The 22,186-nt window shown below is 68.0% G+C and carries 18 protein-coding genes and 3 pseudogenes; 12 read left to right on the top strand and 9 right to left on the bottom strand.

The features are described from left to right. Window positions 1–14: 14 nt before the first annotated feature. A complete protein-coding gene (locus tag AC1DFU_RS04725) occupies window positions 15–1,304 on the bottom strand; it encodes an MFS transporter (protein WP_092293893.1) in 1,290 nt (429 codons plus the stop codon). 141 nt (window positions 1,305–1,445) lie between these two features. Here AC1DFU_RS04725 and AC1DFU_RS04730 point away from each other — a divergent pair, with 141 nt between their 5' ends. Both AC1DFU_RS04730 and AC1DFU_RS04735 read left to right on the top strand, forming a co-directional pair. Further along, entirely contained in the window at window positions 1,446–2,375 is a 930-nt protein-coding gene (locus tag AC1DFU_RS04730) for a LysR family transcriptional regulator (protein ID WP_441591267.1), read from the top strand. A 96-nt stretch (window positions 2,376–2,471) separates the two neighbouring features. Beyond that, window positions 2,472–2,924 (top strand): DUF2501 domain-containing protein, encoded by a 453-nt coding sequence (locus tag AC1DFU_RS04735; protein ID WP_092293888.1) that lies wholly within the window; start codon window positions 2,472–2,474, stop codon window positions 2,922–2,924. Window positions 2,925–2,946: 22 nt separating this feature from the next. On the opposite strand, the gene AC1DFU_RS04740 is transcribed toward AC1DFU_RS04735, so the two are convergent. From AC1DFU_RS04740 to AC1DFU_RS04775, 8 genes are all read right to left on the bottom strand, one after another. After that, on the bottom strand, window positions 2,947–3,357 hold the full coding sequence (locus AC1DFU_RS04740; protein ID WP_441591268.1) for a VOC family protein: 411 nt from the start codon (window positions 3,355–3,357) through the stop codon (window positions 2,947–2,949). Window positions 3,358–3,393: 36 nt separating this feature from the next. Further along, a complete protein-coding gene (locus AC1DFU_RS04745; RefSeq protein WP_441591269.1) occupies window positions 3,394–3,843 on the bottom strand; it encodes a helix-turn-helix transcriptional regulator in 450 nt (149 codons plus the stop codon). A gap of 42 nt (window positions 3,844–3,885) precedes the next feature. Then, window positions 3,886–4,374, bottom strand: coding sequence for a VOC family protein (locus AC1DFU_RS04750; RefSeq protein ID WP_092293882.1), 489 nt, complete (start codon window positions 4,372–4,374; stop codon window positions 3,886–3,888). Window positions 4,375–4,464: 90 nt separating this feature from the next. Further along, complete coding sequence (gene rfbC, locus AC1DFU_RS04755; protein ID WP_092293868.1) at window positions 4,465–5,016, bottom strand: dTDP-4-dehydrorhamnose 3,5-epimerase; 552 nt, start codon at window positions 5,014–5,016, stop codon at window positions 4,465–4,467. 46 nt (window positions 5,017–5,062) lie between these two features. Then, window positions 5,063–5,998, bottom strand: coding sequence for a dTDP-4-dehydrorhamnose reductase (rfbD, locus tag AC1DFU_RS04760; RefSeq protein ID WP_441591270.1), 936 nt, complete (start codon window positions 5,996–5,998; stop codon window positions 5,063–5,065). Further along, the gene (rfbB, locus tag AC1DFU_RS04765) at window positions 5,988–7,061 is read right to left on the bottom strand and encodes a dTDP-glucose 4,6-dehydratase (RefSeq protein ID WP_441591271.1); all 1,074 of its coding nucleotides are present in this window, start codon (window positions 7,059–7,061) and stop codon (window positions 5,988–5,990) included. The genes rfbD and rfbB overlap by 11 nt, the downstream gene beginning before the upstream one ends. Before the next feature lie 17 nt (window positions 7,062–7,078). Further along, window positions 7,079–7,879, bottom strand: a complete 801-nt coding sequence (locus AC1DFU_RS04770) for a 2OG-Fe(II) oxygenase (RefSeq protein ID WP_092293862.1) — start codon at window positions 7,877–7,879, stop codon at window positions 7,079–7,081. 21 nt (window positions 7,880–7,900) lie between these two features. Continuing rightward, window positions 7,901–8,956 carry a GlxA family transcriptional regulator gene (locus AC1DFU_RS04775; protein ID WP_441591272.1) on the bottom strand — a complete coding sequence of 352 codons (1,056 nt, stop codon included), beginning with the start codon at window positions 8,954–8,956 and terminating at the stop codon, window positions 7,901–7,903. Between the two features lie 533 nt (window positions 8,957–9,489). On the opposite strand from AC1DFU_RS04775, the gene AC1DFU_RS04780 reads away from it, so the two are divergent. The 10 genes and pseudogenes from AC1DFU_RS04780 (at window position 9,490) to rfbA (ending at window position 22,185) form a co-directional block, all read left to right on the top strand. Continuing rightward, the gene (locus AC1DFU_RS04780; RefSeq protein WP_441591273.1) at window positions 9,490–11,019 is read left to right on the top strand and encodes a mannose-1-phosphate guanylyltransferase/mannose-6-phosphate isomerase; all 1,530 of its coding nucleotides are present in this window, start codon (window positions 9,490–9,492) and stop codon (window positions 11,017–11,019) included. Window positions 11,020–11,320: 301 nt separating this feature from the next. Continuing rightward, a pseudogene (locus tag AC1DFU_RS04785) lies at window positions 11,321–11,917 on the top strand (sugar transferase); the annotation flags it as partial. A 54-nt stretch (window positions 11,918–11,971) separates the two neighbouring features. Further along, window positions 11,972–14,227: a GNVR domain-containing protein gene (locus AC1DFU_RS04790; RefSeq protein WP_441591274.1), complete on the top strand. Its 2,256-nt coding sequence runs from the start codon at window positions 11,972–11,974 to the stop codon at window positions 14,225–14,227. After that, window positions 14,224–15,234 carry a glycosyltransferase gene (locus tag AC1DFU_RS04795; RefSeq protein WP_092293852.1) on the top strand — a complete coding sequence of 337 codons (1,011 nt, stop codon included), beginning with the start codon at window positions 14,224–14,226 and terminating at the stop codon, window positions 15,232–15,234. Before AC1DFU_RS04790 ends, AC1DFU_RS04795 begins: the two co-directional genes overlap by 4 nt. A gap of 22 nt (window positions 15,235–15,256) precedes the next feature. Next, a pseudogene (locus AC1DFU_RS04800) lies at window positions 15,257–16,270 on the top strand (glycosyltransferase family A protein); the annotation flags it as partial. A 606-nt stretch (window positions 16,271–16,876) separates the two neighbouring features. After that, window positions 16,877–17,407: pseudogene (locus tag AC1DFU_RS04805) on the top strand (glycosyltransferase family 4 protein); the annotation flags it as partial. Further along, window positions 17,404–18,672: a glycosyltransferase family 4 protein gene (locus AC1DFU_RS04810; protein WP_441591369.1), complete on the top strand. Its 1,269-nt coding sequence runs from the start codon at window positions 17,404–17,406 to the stop codon at window positions 18,670–18,672. The pseudogene AC1DFU_RS04805 and the gene AC1DFU_RS04810, both read left to right, overlap by 4 nt. Before the next feature lie 6 nt (window positions 18,673–18,678). After that, complete coding sequence (locus tag AC1DFU_RS04815) at window positions 18,679–19,953, top strand: oligosaccharide repeat unit polymerase (protein WP_092294374.1); 1,275 nt, start codon at window positions 18,679–18,681, stop codon at window positions 19,951–19,953. Between the two features lie 12 nt (window positions 19,954–19,965). Further along, the gene (locus tag AC1DFU_RS04820; RefSeq protein WP_092293848.1) at window positions 19,966–21,261 is read left to right on the top strand and encodes an oligosaccharide flippase family protein; all 1,296 of its coding nucleotides are present in this window, start codon (window positions 19,966–19,968) and stop codon (window positions 21,259–21,261) included. Window positions 21,262–21,297: 36 nt separating this feature from the next. After that, a complete protein-coding gene (gene rfbA / locus AC1DFU_RS04825) occupies window positions 21,298–22,185 on the top strand; it encodes a glucose-1-phosphate thymidylyltransferase RfbA (RefSeq protein WP_092293846.1) in 888 nt (295 codons plus the stop codon). The last annotated feature ends 1 nt before the right edge of the window (window position 22,186 follow it).

Consider the following 22,186-nt stretch of genomic DNA (forward strand, 5'->3'; position numbering starts at 1 on the left):
CCTCTTATGGGTGGCTACCGGTGGGCCGGCAGCTTGTTGGTGATGACGATCAGGGCGGCAAGGACAGGCAGCGAAGCCATGACCAGCACGCCGAGGTGCAGGTTGCCGGTGGCGGTCTTCGCCCAGCCGATGATGGCCGGACCCCAGAAGCCGCCGGACAGCCCGATGGTGTTGATCAGCGCGATGCCGCCCGCGGCCGCCGGCCCCTTGAGATAGGCGGGCGGAATCGCCCAGAAGACCGTGTAGGTCATCCACAGCGCCGTGGTGCCCAGCGTCAGCAGCGCCAGCGTCAGGAACAGGTGGCCATCCGCCAGCGTCGAGGCCGCCAGCAGCACGCCGCCGGCCAGCGCGGGCACCGCGCAGTGGAAGCGCCGCTCGTTCTTGCGGTCCGAGCGCCGGCCCATGTAATACATCCCGAAGGCCGCGCCGATATAGGGCACCGCCGCGTACCAGCCGAGCTGCACGGTATCCGTCACGCCCTGCGCCTTGATCAGGGTGGGCAGCCAGAAGCTGATGGCGTAGATCGCCGCGATGATGCAGAAGTAGGCGAAGGCCAGCACATAGATGCGCTTGTCGCGCGCCACGGCCCGGAACGAGTGGCTGTGGGCGGCGCCGACATGGCCGAGATCGGCCTCCAGCATGCGGCGCTCCTGATCGGTCAGCCAGGTGGCCTCGGACGGCTTGTTCGGCACCAGCTTCAGCGCCAGCAGGCCCAGCACCACGCAGGGCAGGCCCTCCACCAGGAACATCCATTGCCAGCCGGCGAGGTTGCCGGCGCCGGCGAGCGAGGTCATCAGCCACGCCGAGGCCGGCGCGCCGAGAATGCCGCCGATCGGCCCGGCCAGGAAGACGATGGCGATGGCCCGCGCCATGCGCTGCGGCCCGTACCAGCACGACAGGTAATAGATCATCCCCGGTGCGAAGCCTGCTTCGAAGATGCCGAGCAGGAAGCGCATGGCGTAGAACATCGGCACATCGCGCACGAACAGCATGCAGGCCGAGGTAATGCCCCACAGCACCAGGATGCGGCTGAAGGTCTTGCGCGCGCCGATGCGCGGCAGCATCAGGTTGCTCGGGATCTCGAACAGCACGTAGCCGATGAAGAAGATGCCCGCGCCCACGCCGTAGGCCGCGTCCGAGAAGCCGAGGTCGCTCTGCATCTGGAGCTTGGCGAAGCCGATATTGACGCGGTCCAGGTAGGCGAACAGGTAGCAGATCAGCAGAAAGGGCAGCAATCGCCAGTTGATCTTGCTGTACAGCGCGGACGTGTCGTCGACTGCACTTTCTTGGGGGATGGCTAGCATTGCTTGTCTCCAGTCTGTCTCTGTTCTCTCTACGGGTGCCCTGCGTGGGGTCTCTCGATAGTGGCAGCGCCGCGCCCACCTACCAACAGCAACAAAGTTCACGTATCGTTGCCCCTCAGGCAACGCAAGGGATACGGCGAGATGCGCGAGATTAATCAGCAGCGGTTGCGGTACTTCCGGGAGGTGATGGCGCACGGGACGATCCGGGGTGCGGCGGAGCACCTCAACACGTCACCGTCGGTTATCACCCGGCAGATCCGGCTGCTGGAGGACGAACTGGGGTCGACGCTGTTCGAGCGCCAGCCGCGCGGGCTGCGGCCCACGGAGGCGGCGGCGCATCTGCTCGAGTTCTGGCGCGGCTATCGCTCGCACCAGGAGAAGCTGGAGGATCAGCTCCACGCCTTGCAGGGGCTCCAGCAGGGCGAGGTGCGGCTGGTCATCAGCGAGGGGTTTGCCGATGCGCTGGTCAACGAGGTGCTGGCGCCGTTCTGCGCGCGCTATCCGAAGCTCGAGATCCACATGGTCAGCCTGCCCGTGGACGACGTGCTGAACGAGGTGGCGGAGAGCCGCGCCCATATCGGCCTGGCCTACAACCCACCGCCGCACCCGCGCGTGGAATACCGCGCCAGCGTGGCCCAGCCGGTGGTGCTGCTGGTGCGGCGCGATCACCCGCTGGCGCTGCGTGGTGGCCCGGCGAGCATCGCCGACATGCAGGCCTACCCGCTGGCGCTGATGCCGCCGTCGTTCGGCATCGGCCATGCGGCCAAGATGCTGGAGTTCGCCGAGAACATCTCGATCCACGCCACGCTGACCACCAACTCGCTGCCGGCGCTCAAGCAGATCGTGGCGTACGAGAACTTCATGACGCTGATCGGCGAGTTCGCGGCCTACCGGGAGATCGCGGCCGGGCAACTGGCCGTGGTGCCCATCGACCATCCGCTGTTCCGGGGCACGCAGGCCCGGGTGCTGGTCAAGGCCGGCCGGCCGCTGCCGGGCGCGGCGCTGGCGCTACTCGCGCAGATCACGGATGGGATGTCGATGTTCGGGGGACATGCGTCGCATGACGCATAAGCCACACGGGATCTCAAAAACGTTCAGATCGGATCCGGCGGACGGCGGCATATAGTGGTGAGGCCACTCCCGGCATGACCGGACAAGGAGTCTCGCATGGCCAAAATTTCCGTCCCCGCTACGCTGCGCCGCGCCGCGTGGCTGACCCTTCCCGCGTGCTGCGTCGCGCTCTCCGCCCTCTCGGGCGTGGCCCACGCGCAGCTCGGCGACATGATGAAGTCGGCCCCCACCGGGGCGATCGGCGACATCAGCGGGATGTCGATGTCATCGCTCACCGCCGGCAGCGCCGGCAACGCCGCCGGGGTGATCGAATATTGCATGAAGAACAACTACCTCAACGCCGACTCGGCAACTTCGGCGGTGAAGGACAAGCTGCTGGGCTCCGTGCCGGGCGGCACCAAGGACGCCGGCTACAGCGACGGCTCGCGCGGCGTGCTTTCCACCAGCAACGGCCGGCAACTCGACCTCAGCAACACGGCCGCCATGAAGGCCGAGGTCAAGAAGCAGGTCTGCGACAAGATCCTCGCGCAGGGCAAGTCGATGCTGTGAGGCGGGGCGGGCCCGCCCGGTCTTACTTCAGCTGCTGGATGCGGATCATGTTGCCGGCCGGGTCGCGCACGCCCAGGTCGCGCACGCCGTAGGGCTGGTCGGTCGGTTCCTGGACGATCTCGGCGTCCCAGTCCTGCAGGCGCTGGAAGGCGGCGTCGAGGTCCGTCGCGCCAAGCAGCAGCATGGCGTAGGTGCCCTTGGCCATCATTTCGGCGATGGTGCGCTTTTCGTCGTCGGTGACGCCCGGCGTGGCGTTGGGCGGAAACAGGACGATCGAGGTCTCGGGTTTGCCCTTCGGGCCGACCGTGATCCAGCGGTTGCCGCCGAAGGCGACGTCCTTGCGGATTTCGAAGTCGAGCGCGTCCCGGTAGAAGGCCAGCGAGGTTTCCGGGCCGGTGTGGGGCAGGAAGGCCGAGTGAATGCTGAGGTCCATGAGGGGTTTCCGTTTCCGTGTGGGGGTCCAGGCAGTCTAGGCCGGCTGCTTTTTCGGCGCTTCTCGATTCCTGATCGGTCGCGTGACCTGCCGGGCGACGCAGGGCGGCATGCCCTCGGCCTCGCCGGCGGCCTCGCGCCGGTAGCGGCTCGGCGAGACCCCGACCAGTTCGGTGAACCGGGTGCTGAAGGTGCCCAGCGATGAACATCCCACCTCGAAGCAGACCTCGGTGACGCTGAGGTCGCCCCGGCGCAGCAGCGCCATCGCGCGTTCGATGCGCCGCGTCATCAGGTAGGCATAGACGGATTCGCCATAGGCCAGCCGGAACTGGCGGCTGAGGTGGCCCGCCGACATGTGGACACCCTGCGCGAGCGCCTCGACATCCAGCGGCTGGGCATACTCGCGGTCGATGCGATCACGCACGCGGCGCAGGCGGGCGAGGTCCCGGAGAGTGGTATCGGAGGGAATATTGGCGGCGACGGGCATCGGGCCATGCTGTCATGCCCGCCGGGGGGATTCAACCCGGCATCACTTGCCGTCCCCGCGGATGGCCGCCTCGATCTTGGCGATGTCGATCTTCTTCATCGTCATCATCGCGTTAAACGCCCGTTTGGCCAGCGCCTTGTCCGGGCTGGTGACGGCCTCGACCAGCACGCGCGGCGAGATCTGCCACGACAGGCCCCATTTGTCCTTGCACCAGCCACAGGCGCTCTCCTGCCCGCCATTGCCGACGATGGCGTTCCACAGGCGGTCGGTTTCGGCCTGGTCGTCCGTGGCGATCTGGAAGGAGAAGGACTCGTTGTGCTGGAAGTGCGGGCCGCCGTTCAGGCCGACGCAGGGAATGCCGGCGACGGTGAACTCGACGGTGAGCACATCGCCCTCCTTGCCGTCCGGATAGTCGCCCGGCGAGCGGTGGACGGCGCCCACCGCGCTGTCGGGGAAGGTCTTGGCATAGAAATTGGCGGCATCGAGCGCGTCGCGGTTGTACCACAGGCAAATGGTGTTCTTGCTGCTCATGCGGGTCTCCTTTGGGGTTCGACCAACACCTCGGTGCGCGCCGCAGCACGGGCGCCGTTGGCCTCGCTCCATTGTATGACCGCATCCCCCTCAGGCAAAAACCTCCGCCTCCCGCAGCGCCTTGCCGCCCGCGTCCTTCGCCGCGAGCAATGGCTCGCCCTGGAGCGGCCAGTCGATGTGGAGCGTGCTGTCGCGCCAGAGCAGGGAGCGCTCGTGCTCGGGGTACCAGGTGTCCGTGGTCTTGTAGAGGAACTCGGCATAGTCCGAGGTGACCACGAAGCCGTGCGCGAAGCCTTCGGGCACCCAGAGCTGGCGCTTGTTGGTGGCCGAGAGCGTCACGCCCACCCACTTGCCGAAGGTGGGCGAGCTGCGGCGCAGGTCCACCGCCACATCGAATACCTCCCCCATCACCACGCGTACCAGCTTGCCCTGCGGATGGCGCACCTGGTAGTGCAGCCCCCGCAGGACGTTGCGTGCCGAGCGCGAATGGTTGTCCTGGACGAAGTTGGTCTTCACCCCGGTCAGGGCCTCGAACTCGGGGCCGTTGAAGCTCTCGTAGAAGAAGCCGCGATCGTCGCCGAACACTTTTGGTTCGATGACCAGCACGTCGGGAATATCGGTTCGGGTCACGTTCATGGTCATGGGGGGCTCCAGGCTGACAGGCGGAAAGGCTCACAGGCGGAAAGGCTTACGGGCGCAGTTGGTCCAGCAGCAGGTGCAGCCCCTCCTGCCAGTCCGGCAGGTGGATGCCGAACGTGCGGCGCAGCTTGCTGGTATCGAGGCGCGAATTTGCCGGGCGCGGCGCCGGCAGCGGATAGTCAGTGGCGGGAATGGGGGCGATGCGCGCCGGGTCCGCCTTCAGCGGGAAGCCATGCGCGGCGGCGTAGCGGATCACTTCCGTGGCGTAGCCGTGCCAGCTGGTTTCCCCGGCGGCGGCCAGATGGTAGATGCCGGCCGGGAACGCCGCACGGTTGCCGGCCAGCCAGTGGCGGGCCACGACCTGCGCGGTGACATCGGCGACGAGCGCGGCGGTGGTCGGGGCGCCGAACTGGTCCGCCACCACGCGCAGGCTGTCCCGCTCGGCGCCGAGCCGCAGCATGGTGCGGGCGAAATTGGCGCCATGCGCACCGGCCACCCAGCAGGTCCGCAGGATCAGCGCCGGCGCGTCCACGGCAGCGATGGCATGCTCCCCGGCGAGCTTGCTCCGGCCGTAGACCGACAGCGGGCCGGTCGGGTCGCTCTCTATATAGTAAGCACCGGCTTTTGCCCCATCGAACACATAGTCGGTCGAGTAGTGCACCAGCAGGCTGCCGTGCGCGCGGGCCGCTTCCGCCAGCACGCCGACGGCCTTGCCGTTGATCAGGAAGGCGGTGTCGCGCTCGGTCTCCGCCTCCGCCCGGTCCACGGCGGTGTAGGCGGCGGCGTTGACGATCACGTCGGGGCGCACCTCGCACACCACGCGCCGGAGTTGGTCGAGGTCCGACAGGTCGCAGCCGGCGCGGTCCAGCGCCACCACGCGGCCCAGCGGCGCCAGGCTGCGGCGCAGCTCGAAGCCGACCTGGCCGTTGCTGCCGGTGACCAGCAGGGTGGGGATCTCCCGATCATTGGGGGCGTCAGGCGGCATATTGCCTCGCCACCCAGTTGCGGTACTCGCCCGAGGTCACGTCCTTGACCCAGCCGGGGTTGTCCAGATACCACTGCACGGTCTTGCGCAGGCCGGTTTCGAAGGTCTCGGCGGGCCGCCAGCCCAGTTCGCGCTCCAGCTTGCGGGCGTCGATGGCGTAGCGGCGGTCGTGGCCGGGGCGGTCGCCGATAAAGGTGATCTGCTGGCGGTAGGAGCCGCTCGCCTTCGGGCGCAGCGCGTCGAGCAGGTCGCAGAGCGTGTGCACCACGTCCAGGTTGGTCTTCTCGTTCCAGCCGCCGATGTTGTAGGTCTCGCCGACCTTGCCGCGCGCCAGTACCGTGCGGATGGCGGTGCAGTGGTCACCCACGTAGAGCCAGTCGCGCACGTTGAGGCCGTCGCCGTAGACCGGCAGCGCCTTGCCGGACAGCGCGTTGGTGATCATCAGCGGGATCAGCTTCTCGGGGAAGTGGTAGGGGCCGTAGTTGTTCGAGCAGTTGGTGGTCAGCACCGGCAGCCCGTAGGTGTGGTGGTAGGACCGGACGAGGTGGTCCGACGCCGCCTTGGAGGCCGAGTAGGGGCTATTGGGCTGGTAGGCCGTGGTCTCCGAGAACGGCGGGTCTTCGGCGCCGAGCGAGCCGAACACCTCGTCGGTGGAGACGTGCAGGAAGCGGAAGTGGTCGGCATCGGCCGCATTCAGGCGCCCCCAATAGGCCCGGGCGGCTTCCAGCAGCGTGAAGGTGCCGACCACATTGGTCTGGATGAAGGCGCCCGGGTCGGTGATGGAGCGGTCCACGTGGCTCTCCGCCGCGAAGTGCACCACGGCCTGGGGCCGGTGGGTGGCCAGCAGCGCGTCCAGCGCGGCCCGGTCGCAGATATCGGTCTGGGAGAAGACGTGGCGGGACTGGCCCCCCTCGACGTCAACGGCGGCCAGGCTGCGCCGGTTGCCCGCGTAGGTCAGCTTGTCGACGTTGACGATGCGGTCGGCGCCATGCCGGCGCAGCCAGTCGAGCACGAAGTTGCTGCCGATGAAGCCGGCGCCGCCGGTAACGAGGAGGGTTGCCATCGTAGTTCGCCCGTCTGCTATCGCCCGACAATCCGCTTGGCCAGCGCCTTGGCGTACGGGGGCGTCATGCCATGCAGGATGTCTCGCGCGGTGATGGTGAAGCGCTCGCCCGGCCGGGCGTGGAAGCGCGTGGTGTGTTCCTCGGAGGCCTGGTCCGGGCGGCCGTTGGTGTAGTAATAGAGCGCGATCGAGCGCCGCGTGACCCCGGGCGGGCAGGCCAGCGGCACCGGGTGGCCGTGCCACGAGCACTCGTTGGTGCTGAAGACCACCAGCCGGTTGCCGATGGGCGAGATGTTCTGCACGCAGTGCTGGACTTCCTCGTCCCATAGCTGGAGATGGCCGGCCCAGTTGTCGTCCCACTCGTCATTCAGGTACAGCAGCACGTTGAGGCGCCGGTCCAGCTTCCATTCGAGGTGGTAGTTGTAGTCGATATGGAGCCCGAGGCGGCCGCCCGGCAGCGTCTGGTGCAGCCCGCCGCCGTGCAGGTGGGGGTCCGGCACCAGCCCCTGGATGCCCGAAAGCTGCTCCAGGAAGCGGATGAAGCCGGGACTGTTGAACTCGACGATCAGGGACCGCAGCGCGGGCGGAATCGCGTAGAAGTCCTGGATCTGGAGCTTCAGGTTCTCGGCGGCGGAGCGGAAGGTGAACCACACCTTCTCGTCGGCGCTGGGGAAGGCGGCGCTGGCCTCGCGGTAGATGCCGTCGTCCAGGAAGTTATCGATACAGACATGCGGAAACGGCGCGGCGGCACTGTACGACTCAGAAAGCTCGCGCGAGATCCAGTCCAGCTTTGCAACATCCAGCAGATCTTGGTGCATGACTCTTGCCTCCTCCTGTGGCTAGGCTGCGTCTGGCAGCGCGGTCTTGTCGAGATTGCGGTACGCGGTGGGGGACAGCTCGAAGCGTTTTCGGAAGATCTTGGCCAGGCGGTCGCCGTTGCCCATGCCGCAGCGGCGGGCGATCTTGTCCACCGGCAGGTCGGTTTCCTTGAGCAGCCGGCAGATCATCTCCAGCCGGGCGCGGATCAGGTATTCGGACGGCGTCATGCCCAGCGCGCACTTGAAGCGGCGCAGGTAGTTGCGCTCGCTCATGGCGGCGATGCGGGCGGCGTCGGCCACGGAGATCTCTTCCGCGTAGTGCGCGGTGATCCAGCGGGCCGAGGCGCGCACTTTCTCCAGCGCTTCGGAGGAGGCGGCGATGTCGGGGACGTCGTCGGGTTCGGGGGTTTCCTGGCGGGCCAGGGGGGTGTCGCGCTGCGGGGCCAGGCGGCGGGCCACTTCGGTCGCCATCACGAAACCGAGGTCGAACTCGATCTGTGCCAGCGCCATGTCGGCGGCCGAGGGCATCACGTCCGGCGCGGAGACGGCGCCATCGCGGCACCAGAACACGGACGAGGTGACGTGGCTGATCCCGGCTACCTCGTCCACCTCGACAATCTTCTGGGGAACGGCGCGCGATACGCGGGGCTGGGCGGGCTGGGTGCGCTGGCCGCTCCGGGGGCTGCGCTCCAGTACCGAGGCGCTCACCTCGATCATGGCGTTCATCAGGCGGGCATCGCGCTCGCCGGACGGCTCGCGCTCGCTGCAGCCGATGAAGATGGCGTTGAAGCCACGCTGGCCCAGCACGTCCAGCCCCTGCGTCCAGACCCGCACCGAGGATGAGCAGGCGACGATGCCGCCCCGGTGGGACAGCAGGGACAACTGGTAGGCGGGTCGGCCGGTGCGCTGCAGGGCGATTTCGTTCGCCATGCGGAACGCCTCGGCAATGATGCCGGCGGTCAGCAGGGAGCAGCCATCGAACAGCATCAGGCCGATGCGCAGGATCTCGCGCTGGCCGGTCATCGGGATCGGGCCGATGGTGCGCATCGGCGTTGGCGACTCGACAAGGTATTCCATAGCCACTTGCTCCCCTGATGTCGAATAAGAAAACCGCATCTGCTGCGTTGCATCATAACGAATATAACCTGGCGGGAAAATCCGGCTGGCCGATAACTGCGCGATGTTGGCGGAACATGACGTGTACGCCGTCGCATAAAGGAGAATAAGCGGCGCCGCCGCCATCCGCTGTTTCCAAGGTGAATCACTATTTTCATTTGAATGCGCGGAAACGCACGAAGCGCTGTCGCCGAATAGCCGCAATCCCTTGTGTGCACGGGCTTAGGGCATTGCGATGAACTAAATACATGCATCGCCGCATATTGGTGCGGGATATTGTAAATATGCCGTGCCGATTCATCATTTTGATATTCGGCCAGTGTTTTGTCTGATCAAAGTGGAGGCTTAATTACTTTCAAAAGTGTTACGCCTTCATTATTCGGACAAAGATTCTGCATTTTCCGCCGCGCGGTCAAATCTGCTTTTTCGGGCATCTATGCTTCGCTGCAACAAACGGCCTTTCGCCAGTTGCAGCCCCCCGGACAGGAGCAGACATGCGTACTACGGACACCACGATCGAATCCACGGACCTCATCACGGACACCGCGGATATCGCGATAGCGGCGCCCGCCGTACGCACGCGGCTCGCCGCAGTGGTGCTCGCCGGCGGCTCGGGCACCCGGCTCTGGCCCCTCTCGCGCAAGCACTTTCCCAAGCAACTGATCGACGTCCTTGGCGGTGACACGCTGCTCCAGACCACTGCGCGCCGGCTGGCCGGGCTGGTGGAGGGGGGCGGTGCGATGGGTGAGATGGCGCCGATCATCGTCTGTGGCGAAGCGCACCGCTTCATGACCGCCCAGCAGCTGACCGAAGCCGGCGTGGTGGCGCGCATCGTGGTGGAGCCGACCGGGCGCAACACCGCTCCGGCCCTGACCCTGGCCGCGCTGCTTGCCTGCGCGGAGGGCGACGACTGCATTCTCGTGGCCATGCCGGCCGACCATGTGATTGCCGACAACGGCGCCTTCCAGCAGGCCGTGCTGCGCGCAGCGGGGTTTGCCGAGCAGGGCGCGATGGTCACGCTCGGCGTGCCGCCGACGCGCGCCGATACCGGGTTTGGCTACATCCGACTGGGCGCGTCGCTCGACGATGCCGCGCGCCGGATCGACGCCTTCGTGGAAAAGCCCGCCGCCGAACTGGCGGCGCAGTACGTGGCCTCGGGCGAGTACTGGTGGAACAGCGGCATCTTCGTGGTGCGCGCCAGCACCTGGCTGCGCACGCTGCAACAGCTCCAGCCGGCCATGCACGCGGCCTGCGCGGATGCCTTCGCCACCGGCCGCAGCGACGGCGCGGTGTTCCATCCCCATGCAGCGGCGTTCGCGGCGGTGCCGTCGGACTCCATCGACTACGCGGTGATGGAGCAACTGGCCCGCGCCGATGGCGTGCCGGGCGTGGTGGTGCCGCTGGATGCCGGCTGGTCCGACCTCGGCTCCTGGGACGCCGTGTGGGACGCCATCGACAAGGATGGCGAAGGCAACGCCGCCCGGGGCCGCGTGCTGTTCGAGGGCGCCACCTCCTGCTACGCCCATTCCGAGGGCCGCTTGGTCGCGTGCGTGGGCACCACCAACGTGATCGTGGTGGAGACCGCCGACGCCGTGCTCGTGGTGGACCGCTCCCATGTGCAGGGCGTGAAGGGGCTGGTCGAGCGGATCGCGCGCCAGCGGGGCACCGAGGCGGACTCCCACCGCAAGGTGCAGCGGCCCTGGGGCTGCTACGACTCGCTCGACACCGGCGAGCGCTTCCAGGTCAAGCACATCGTCGTGCGCCCGGGCGCCAAGCTCTCGCTGCAACTGCACCACCATCGCGCCGAACACTGGACCGTGGTGCGCGGCACCGCGCTCGTCACCCGTGGCGAAGAGCAGTTCCTGCTCAGCGAAAACGAATCCACCTACATCCCGATCGGCACCACGCATCGGCTCGAGAACCCCGGAAAGCTGCCGCTCGAGATCATCGAAGTGCAGTCCGGCGCCTATCTCGGCGAAGACGACATCGTGCGCATCGAGGACACCTACGGGCGCTGCGCCTAGACCCCCTGACCACCTGAAAACAGTCGCCGCGCGGCCGCCCAGCCGGCCGACGCGCGCCTCCTGGAGACATCGATCGCAAGTTAACCCTGGCCACGGGAGAGTCGCCATGTTCCAAGCTTTCAAATCGCTGTTCACCGAGTCCGGCGTCGCCACCCGCCGCCTGACGCCCCCCGTGCCCGGCGGCGCGGGCAGTGCCGGGAGGACGGGCGAGTTGCCCGGCGCCATGGCGACCTTTGTGCCGCCTGCGCTCGATGGCCCGGCGGACATGTCGATGCGGCTGCCGCCCGCGCTGGGGCTGGGCGTCAAGCGCGCCTTCGACACGGCGGCCGCGCTCACCCTGTTGCTGCTGCTCTCGCCGCTGATGCTGACGGTGGCGCTGATCGTGATGAAGGATGGCGGCCCCTGCCTGTTCGGCCATACGCGCATCGGCGCCAACGGCCGCAAGTTCAAGTGCCTGAAGTTCCGTTCGATGGTGATGAACGCCGACGTGGTGCTGAAGGAGCTGCTGGCCTCGGACCCCGTGGCGCGTGCCGAGTGGGAGCGCGATTTCAAGCTGCGAGACGACGTGCGCATTACCCGGCTGGGCCGCTTTATCCGCCGCACCAGCATCGACGAACTGCCGCAGCTATGGAACGTGGTGCGCGGGGACATGAGCCTGGTCGGCCCGCGCCCCGTGGTGGAGAAGGAGCTGGAGCGCTACGGCGACGCAGCGGCCTACTACCTGCGCGTGCTGCCCGGCATCACCGGCCCGTGGCAGGTCAGCGGTCGCAACGAGACCGACTACGGCACGCGCATTTCGCTCGACGTGGCCTACGTGCGCAACTGGACGTTCGTGGGGGACATCGTGATTCTGTTCAAGACCGTCGGAGTCGTCCTGCATGGCCGTGGCGCGTACTGACATACACAAAAACGACCCTCGCCCGCGCGGGCGGGGGCGATACGGGAGAACGGCATGAATTCGCCTCAGATCTTTCACGCAGGCCACGACATGCCGGGGCGGCACTTTGCCCGCTCGATGAACATCCGCACGACGATCCTGGCCTCGCGCTGGCTGATCGCCGGCACCACCGCGCTGTGCCTGCTCGGGGGCGTGGCCTACGCGCTGTTTACCCGGCCGGTGTACCGCTCGGACCTGTTGATCCAGGTGGAGCCGAGCGCCTCCGAGTCGCGCTCCCCCTCCGGCGACGTGCGGCCGATGCAGGAGCTGAAGCCGGACACCACCTCGGAAATCCAGGTGCTGAACTCGCGCATGGTCGTGTCGCGGGCGGTGGAGACGCTGAAGCTGTATATCGATGCCGCGCCGCGCTACGTGCCGGTGATCGGCTGGTGGCTGGCCGCGCGCAGGGACGGGCTGTCCCAGCCGCTGCCGGGTGGCTACGTGCATGGCGCGGAGCGCATCGACGTGGCCCGCTTCGATGTGCCGGCCGGCTGGCAGGGCAAGACCTTCGTGATGACGCTGGGGAGGAACGGGTCCTACGTGCTCACGCTGTCGCAGATGTGGGGCGAGCCGCTGCTGACGCTGCGCGGCAAGGTCGGCGTGCCGCTGCACGCGGACACCGCGCGCGGGCCGGTGGACCTGCTGGTGAAGACCGCCGACGGGGAGCCCGGCGCCACCTTCACGATCAAGCGCTACTCGGAGATCGCCACCACGGAATGGCTGCAACGCTCGCTGTCGATCTCGGAGCGCGGCAAGCAGTCGAGCATCATCGGGGTGGCGCTCGATAGCGTCGATCCGGTGCGCGCCAGCCAGATCCTGAACGTGGTGGGTACCGAGTATGTCGAGCAGAACGTGCGGCGGCGCTCCGAGGAGGCGGACAAGTCGATCCGCTTCCTGGACGAGCAGCTGCCGCAGCTCAAGCAGCAGGTGGAGGAATCGGAGAGCGCCTACAACGCCTATCGGGCCAAGGAAGGTGCCGTGGATACCAGCGAGGAGGCGCGCACGCTGCTGGAGCAGGCCGTCACCATGGAAACCCGCCAGCTCGACCTCAAGGAGAAGCGCCGGGAACTGATCACGCGCTATACGGACGAGCACCGCTACGTGCGCGCGCTGGACGCCCAGCTGCAGGAGGGTGCCGCCGCGCTGGCGATCAACCAGGCGCGCACGCGCAACCTGCCGCTGATCGAGCAGACGCTGTTGCAGCGCCAGCGCAAGATGAAGGTGGACACCGAGCTGTACACCAATCGCCTGAACGCCCGTCAGCAACTGGCGCTGGTGCGCGCCGGCAAGGTGGCGAACGTGCGGCTGATTGACCCCGCCACGCCGCCCGAGACGCCGTTCATGCCGCGCCGGGGCGTGGCCGTGGGTGGCTCGCTGCTGGCGGGCCTGTTCGCCGGGCTGGTGCTGGCCACGTTCCGGCGCCGCATGGCCGGCGCCGTGCAAGACCGCGAGGAGATCGAGATCGCCACGGGCCTGCCCGTGTACGCCACCGTGCCGCGCAGCCGGCTGACCAGCGAGACCAAGCCCGGCCGGGCCAACTGGCCGCTCCGGCTGGCCAGCCCGGCGGAGCGCGCCGTGCTGCCCGATGCCGCCATCGAAAGCCTGCGCACCATCCGCACCACGCTGCACTTCGCCCTGAGCGAAGCGCCCAACCGCGTGGTGCTGATTACCGGGCCGACCGCCGGCATCGGCAAGTCCTTCGTCGCCGCCAACCTGGCGACGCTGGCGGGGGCCTCCAAGCGCCGCGTGCTGCTGATCGATGCCGACCTGCGCAACGGCGCGCTGCACCGGCGCTTTCACGTCGACCGGGGGCCCGGCCTGTCCGAGGTGGTGGCCGGCACGCACCGGCTGGAGGACGTGGTGCGCCGCGATGTCTCGTATGGGCTGGACCTGCTGTCCACCGGCCTGCACATGGCGGGGCCGAGCGAGCTGCTGCTCCAGCCGGAGCTGGCCGCGCTGATCGAGCGCGTGGCGGCCCAGTACGACATGGTGGTGCTGGACGGCCCGCCGCTGCTGCCCGTGGCGGACGCGCTGGTGCTGGGCCGCTTGGCCGGCACCGTGCTGATGGTGGCGCGCCACCGCGTGACCACGGTCGACCAGATCGACGAAAGCACGCGCCGGCTGGCCCAGGCCAATGTCGCCGTGCAGGGCGTGATCTTCAACGACTTCACCGGCACCCTGCATCGCTACAGCTATGCCTATGGCACCAACGCAGAGCCCCAAGCGCCCCGCCCGGCCACGCCGGGCTCCTCCCCAAGCGAGCCGTCATGACTTTCTCCCACAACAAGCGCATCACACTGGTCACTGTCACCTACGGGGACCGGCTCCACTACTGCGTGGAACTGCTGCGCCGCGCCTTCGACGAAGAGGGCGTGCGGCACGCCGTGGTGGTCAGCAACAACTCGGCATCGGACCTGAGCCTGCTCGAAGCGCGCTGGGGGCGCCGCATCACCGTGGTGCACCTGCCGACCAACACCGGCTCGGCCAACGGCTACGCGGTCGGCATCGAGACCGCGCTGCGCGGCGATACCGACTACCTCTGGCTGATGGATGACGACAACGCGCCGTGCCCCGGCGCGCTGGGCGTGCTCTGCCATCAGCTGGACGTGCTGACCCGCGAAACCGGCCGGGGCCGCGCGGCGGTGCTCGGCTTCCGGCCCGACCATCAGGGCGACATCGCCATGGGCGTGCCGGGCGCGCTGGCCTCGCCGCCGCGTTCGAGCTACTTCGGCTTCCACGTCGCCCGCATCCCCTACAAGATCTGGCGCCGCACGCCGTGGGGAAAACCGCGTCCGCGCGCGCTGCCTGCGGTGGTGTCGATGCCGTTCGCGCCGTATGGCGGCTTCCTGGCTCACCGGGACGTCTACACCGACCTCGGCCTGCCGGACCCGAATCTGGTGCTCTACGCGGACGACATCGAATACACCTGGCGGCTGACCGCCCGGGGCGGGCGCATCGCGCTGGTCACCGGCGCGCAGCTGGAGGATCTGGAGGGCTCCTGGAACGTCAAGCGCAACTGGAAGAACCACTTCGAGTGCCTGCTGCTGAGCGGCTCGGACTTCCGCGCGTACTACAGCAGCCGCAACCAGGCGTGGTTCGACAAGAACTACTGGTCCACGTCCGGTTTCACCTATCGGCTGAACCGGCTGGTGTTCCTGATCCTGCTGCGGTTCTACGGCAAGCGCCGCAGCGCGGCGGCGCGCCTCAGCCTGCTCGAACGCGCCATTGCCGATGGCGAGGCGAACCGCCTGGGCTTTCATGCCGATTATTCCCTGTAGTCGCTCCCCCACCGAGACCCCCATGCCGTCCCACCCGGAATCCGCGAGCCTGACCATCGTCATCTGCAACTACAACTACGCGCGGTTTCTGAGGGGGGCGATCGACTCGGCGCTGGCCCAGACCCAGACCGCGCCGGCGGTGAAGGTCATGGTCATCGACGATGGCTCGACGGACGGCTCGCGCGAGATCCTGCCCGGCTACGGCGACCGCATCGAGGCCATCTGCCAGGCGAACGGCGGACAGGTTTCGGCCTACAACCACGCGCTGCGCCGCGTGACCACGCCCTACGTGATCTTTCTCGACGCCGACGATCTGCTGGAGCCGGACGCCGCCGCGACGGTGCTGGCCGCCTTCGCCGCCGGCGACTACGCCAAGGTGCAGTTCCGGCTGGAAGTGATGACCGGCGATGGCAAGCTGACCGGCGTGCAGGTGCCGCAATCGAACGCCGTGGCCGACTGTGGCGCGCTGCTGCGGCAGGGCTGGCTCTACCCGTCGCCGCCGGGTTCCGGCAACGCCTATCGCGTGGAAGCTCTGCGCCGCATCTTTCCTGTGCCGGTGACCGCCGACAACATCCACGGCGCCGATTTCTATGCGATCTATGGCACCGCGCTGGTCGGCGACGTGTTCGCCATCGATCGGCCGCTTGGCCGCTACCGGGTGCACCGGCAGGACAACGGCGGGCTGTCGCTGGCCAATGCGGAAGACGCGCTGGCGGGCGCCCGGCAGTCCACCCGGCGCTGGGTGCTGCTGCGCGAGATTGCGCGCCAGCGGCTCGGCATCACGCTGCCGGCCGCGCCGCTCGACTTCGCGCTGGAGAAGGCGCTGTTCGCCACCGCGCTGTACGGGGCGCCGCTCGGGCAGCGCTGGCGCTGGTTCCTGCGCGAGTCCGGCCGCTACTTCCATACCGTCACCGCGAACCCGTACTGGAGCCTGCGCAAGAAGCTGGCGGTGTCCGGCCTGACGGCGCTCGCGCTGGTGCCGGTGGCGGCGGTTGGCGACCGCGCGATCCGCTATATCGCCAACCCGCTCGCGCGCAGCGGGGCGCCGGTGCGGCCGGTGGCGCCAGCGGGCGGTGACCCGACCATCGTGTCGATCAATGGCCGCTATCTGGGCCGGCGCCCGACCGGGGTGGACCGCTTTGCGAACGAGGTGATCCGCAGCATCGACGAACTGGTCGCCACGCAGGCACCCGCCGTGGCGGGGCTGTCGTTCGAGTTGCTGATCCCGCCGTCGGTGCAGGTCGAGCCGGAACGCTTTCCCAACCTCCGCATCCGCACCGTGCCGGGCGGCAACGGCCAGTACTGGGAGCAGGTCTGCCTGCCGCTGGCGGCGCGCGGCACCTTGCTGCTGAACCTGTGCAACGCCGGACCGCTGCTCTATCGGAATCAGGTGACGGTCATGCACGACGCCGCGCCGATGCGCGTGCCGCAGGCGTACACGCGGGCCTTCCGGGCCTGGTATCGGATGATGGCGCCGTGGATCGGCCGCATCGCCCGGCGCGTGCTGACGGTGTCCGAGTTCTCGCGCGGCGAGCTGATCCAGGCGTATCACATCCCGGGCCGCAAGATCGGCGTGCTGCCGATGAGCGGCGACCACATGCTGCGGCTGCCGGAGGAGGCGGACGTCCGCGAGAAGTTCCACCTGTCTGGCCGGCCGTACATCCTCGCCGTCAGCAGTGCCAGCCATCACAAGAATTTCCGGCTCGTGGTGGAGGCCATCGAGCTGCTCAAGGCCACCGACTACGACGTGGTGATCGTCGGCGGCGGCATGCCGATGCTGAAGGCGGTGCAACAGGTGTCGCCAGACTTCGTGAAACGGGTGGGCTATGTCGACGATGGCGATCTCAAGGCCCTGTTCCGCCAGGCCGCCTGCTTCGTGTTTCCGTCGCTGTACGAGGGCTTCGGGCTGCCGCCGGTGGAGGCGATGACGCTGGGCTGCCCGGTCATCGCGTCCAACCTGCCCTCGGTGCGCGAGGCCTGCGGCGATGCGGCGATCTACTTCCGCCCGACCAGTGCGGCGGAGTGCGGCGAAGCCATGATGCACGTGATGCACGACAGCGCCCTGCGTGACCGCCTGCGCACGCAGGGCTTCGCCAACGTGCAGCGCCGCTCGTGGCGCCTGACCGCCGACCGGCTTCTCACCGAGATTTCCCCATGGCTGCCCCAGCGATGACCCCCGCCCCGAATTTCGCCCCGAATTTCGTCCCGACTCCCTTTCCCGGCGAGTTCGGCAGGGTGGCCGTGGTGCACGACTGGCTGACCACCTATGCCGGCTCCGAGCGCGTGCTGGAGCAGATTCTCAAGATCTGGCCCGACGCCGACCTGTTCAGCGTGGTCGATTTCTTCCCGGACGACCAGCGCCACGTGCTGCAGGGCAAGCACGCCAAGACGTCGTTCATCCAGCGCCTGCCGCGCGCCCGGAAGTCGTTCCGCAACTACCTGCCGCTGATGCCGCTGGCAGTGGAACAGTTCGACCTCTCCGACTACGACCTCGTGATCTCGTCCAGCCATGCCGTGGCGAAGGGGGTCATCACCGGGCCGGAGCAACTCCACGTCAGCTACATCCATTCGCCGATCCGCTATGCGTGGGACCTCCAGCACCAGTACCTCGACGAATCGCGCCTGACGCGCGGGCTCAAGAGCTGGATCGCGCGGGCCATCCTCCATTACATGCGGATCTGGGACCATCGCACCGCCCATGGCGTAGACCTGCTCGTGGCCAACTCGGCCTACGTGGCGCGGCGCATCCGCAAGGTCTACGGCTGCCCGGCCACGGTGGTGTTCCCGCCGGTCGATGTGGAGCGTTTCGGCCTCGGCCAGTGCCGCGAGGACTTCTACCTGACCGCCTCCCGGCTGGTGCCGTACAAGAAGGTCGCGCTGATCGTGGAAGCCTTCGCGGCCATGCCGGACAAGCGGTTGGTCGTGATTGGCGATGGGCCGGACTTCGCGCGCATCCAGGCCATGTTGCCCCCCAACGTGAAGATGCTGGGCTACCAGTCGACCGAGATACTGATCGACCACATGCAGCGCGCACGCGCCTTCGTGTTCGCCGCCGAGGAGGATTTCGGCATTGTGGCCGTGGAGGCGCAGGCTTGCGGCACGCCGGTGATCGCGCTGGGGCGGGGCGGTGCCAGCGAGACGGTGGTCGACGCCGGCAACGCCGGCACCCGCACCGGCGTGTTCTTCCCGCGCCAGACCGTGGAGGACATCGTGCGCGCGGTCTGCCGCTTCGAGGACAGCGGCTGGTTCGACCCGGCCGTCTGCCGTGAGAACGCGCTGCGCTTCACGCCGGAGCGTTTCCGCAGCGAGTTCCTGGCCGTGGTGCGGCAGGCCATGGCCGGGCAGGGCGGCCGGCCCCGCACCGCGTCGCCCGAGCCGGAACCCCCGGTGCCCACGGAACCGTTCCACACCGATGACCTCGCGGTCGTCCCCAGATAGATGCCGATGCCACATCCGACCCCGCCCCGCGACTTCCATGACGGCTACTGGTGGGAAGACCCCACCCGGCTGCTGCTGTATTTCATCCTGCCGCTCTATGTGCTGATCTCGGTGTCGCTGCTGGGCGACCAGAAGGCCATCGAGCGGGTCTATTTCACCAGCTTCTACGCGCTGGCCGGCGGGCTGTTCCTGGTGGTGCTGACGGTGGCGTCCTACGCGGGCGATTCGCTGGCCCCGCTGGCGCCCCGGCCGCGCGCCGAGATGCCCGTGCACATCCTCGACGCGCTGTTCTGGCTCGCCCTGATCGGCTATCTGGTGATGATGGGCGGCGTGATTGCCCGGCCCGCCGTGCTGATCTCCTTCCTGACCGGCTCCGCCAGCACCTACGACGTCCTCGAACTGAAGGGCCGCATCGCCGGCATCAGCACGCTCACGCAGGCCGGCGTGGCCTATGTGCCGCTCTACTTCTACATCTTCCGCCAGCCGGTGCGCGGCCTGAACCGCTACAAGGTCTTCCTGGCCGTGCTGCTGGTGCTGACGGTGCTGCGCAGCTTCATCTTCGCCGAGCGGCTGGCGCTGGTGGAACTGGTGCTGCCGTGGGTGCTGATGGTGATGCGGTTCCGCAACGTGCCCCGGCGCAACTGGCTGCTGCGGCTCGGGCCGTTCGCGGCCATCGGCCCGCTGATCGGCTTCTTTATCGCCAACGAGTACAACCGGTCTTGGGAGACGCACTACGTCAATCTCTACGACAACATCTTCGAGTTCGCGCTGGAACGGCTCGGCATGTACTACTCCACCTCGCTGAACAACGGCGCCGGGCTGCTGGCGATCATGGGCTGGGGCGCCGGCGACGCGGTGTTCACCTTCGACTGGCTGGTCAAGTTCCCGGTGGTGGGCGAGTTCATGCGCCCGCTGGTCGGCAATGGCGACAGCTACACGATGTTCCTGAGCGACTTCGGCGACCCGGAGTTCAACAATCCGTCCGGTATCTACGTGCACTTCCACGAGTGGGGATGGTTCGCGCTGCTGCTGGCGGCGGGCATGGGCTGGCTGCTGTCCCGCAGCTACGCGGGCTGGCGCGCGGGCGATGGCTTCTGGTGCTGCGCGCACGCTGTGCTGCTGGTGTCGCTGCTGGAGATCCTGCGCGTGCCCAACCTGTTCAGCGGGCGCAACTTCGTGCCGCTGGCGCTGCTGTGGCTGATCTTCCAGATGGCCGGCCAGCCGGTGCGACGACGGTTGCCGCCGGTGCCGCGTGGTGTGATCCGTCCCGGTCCCCGCTGACGCTACGCCGCCATGCCGACCTCCATCCGCGCCACCGCGACCTATCTCCTGCTGATACAGGCCGGCAACTACCTGTTCCCGCTGCTCCTGCTGCCGCTGCTCGGAAGGGTGCTCGGGGTGAAGGAGTTCGGCGTGCTGGCCTACTGCCAGGCGCTGGCGCAGTACCTGATCCTGCTGACCGACTACGGCCACAATCTCACCGCCACGCGGCTGGTGTCGTTGGGGCGGGACGACCGCACGGTGGTCGACCGCGTGTTCTCGGCCACGATGGCCGCCAAGCTGACCCTGACGCTGGCCGCCGCGCTGCTGATGGCCGGCACGCTCGGGCTGGTGCCGAGCCTGCGCGAGCACTGGACCATCCTCGCGGCGGCCTTCGTCGGCGTGGTGGCCAACGCCTTCACGCCGATCTGGCTGTACCAGGGGCTGGAGCGCATGAAGGTGCTGGTGGTGCCGAATTGCATCGCCCGCGCGGTCAGCCTGGGGTGCGTGCTGATGTGGGTGCGCGGGCCGGGGGACGCCGCACTGGCGGCACTGGGCATTAGCGTTGGCACGGTGCTGCTGGCGGTGGCGGCGCTGTGGGGCATCCACCGGCAGCGGCTGGCGTCGCTGGTGGCCGTGTCGGTGCGCGAGGTGGCCATCTCGTTCCGCGAAGGCTTCCCGGTGTTTCTCTCGCTGGTGCTGGTGAGCTTCTACGTCACCTTCAACGCCATCCTGCTCAACTACTTCCACGGGCCGGTGGCGGTGGGGCAGTTCTCCATGGCGGACAAGATCCGCGTGGCGGCCCAGACCATCTTCACGGTGGTGGGCACGGCCTTCTTCCCGCGCATCAGCCAGTACAACGTCACGGACCCGGAGGCGGCGCGCGCCCTGCTGCGCAAGGCGACGCTGGCGGTGTTTGCCTGCGCCGGCGCGCTGGCCATCGGCATCGAGCTGTTTGCCGATGTCGGCATCCGCATGTGGCTGGGCGAGCCGTTCCACGACGCCATCCTGCTGCTGCGCCTGGAGGGCGTGCTGCTGCCGGTGACCAGCGTGGCCTTCGTCTTCGGCAACCTGGGCCTGCTGGCGCTGGGCCGCCACCGGCTGGTGCAGAACATCTACGCCGCCGTGACCGTGCTCCACCTGCTCTACGTGGTGCCGCTGGTGATGCTGATGGGCGCCCGGGGCACGGTGATCTCGATCATCCTGACCGAGGTGTTCGGCGCGCTGGCCTTCTTCATCTGCTACCGGCGCGAGGCGACTGCCCGCGCCACGGCCCGGGGCGTGGACCCTGTGGCGCCCATTCCCGCACCGCTTGAAAGAGCGACCTGAACAGACTTCACCACCATCGACCTGGGAGATTCAGACATGAACCGCAAAGGCATCATCCTGGCCGGTGGGTCCGGCACGCGGCTGTACCCGATCACGCAGTGCGTGTCCAAGCAACTGCTGCCGGTCTATGACAAGCCGATGATCTACTACCCGCTCTCCACGCTGATGACGGCGGGCATCCGCGAGATCCTGGTCATCTCCACGCCGCAGGACCTGCCGCGCTTCGCCACCATGCTGGGCGACGGCAGCCAGTGGGGGCTGGACATCCAGTACGCGGAGCAGCCCTCGCCGGACGGGCTGGCGCAGGCCTTCATCATTGGCCGGGACTTCGTCGGCAAGCACCCTTCGGCGCTGATCCTCGGGGACAACATCTTCCACGGCAACGACCTCGCCCGGCTGCTGGCGCGCACCAACCGGCGCGAGGAAGGCGCCACCGTGTTCGCCTATCACGTGGACGACCCGGAGCGCTACGGCGTGGTGGAGTTCGACGAGGACTTCCGCGCGCTGTCGATCGAGGAAAAGCCGGCCGTCCCGCGCTCCAGCTACGCGGTGACCGGGCTGTACTTCTATGACAACGCGGTGTGCGACATCGCGGCGGACATCCGGCCCTCGGCGCGCGGCGAGCTGGAGATCACCGATGTCAACTCGCGCTACCTGGAAGCCGGGAAGCTCGCCGTGGACATCATGGGGCGCGGCTACGCGTGGCTGGACACCGGCACGCACGACTCGCTGGTGGAGGCGGCGCTGCTGGTCTCGACGCTTCAGAAGCGGCAGGGCCTGATGGTGGCCTGCCCGGAGGAAATCGCCTACCGGCGCCGCTGGATCGATGCCGAGCAGCTCGGCCGGCTGGCCAAGCCGCTAGGCAAGAGCCACTATGGCAAGTACCTCCAACGGCTGATCGCCGAGACGCCGCGCGTGCGGTGAG

This window comes from Cupriavidus sp. 10L45, assembly GCF_056395225.1.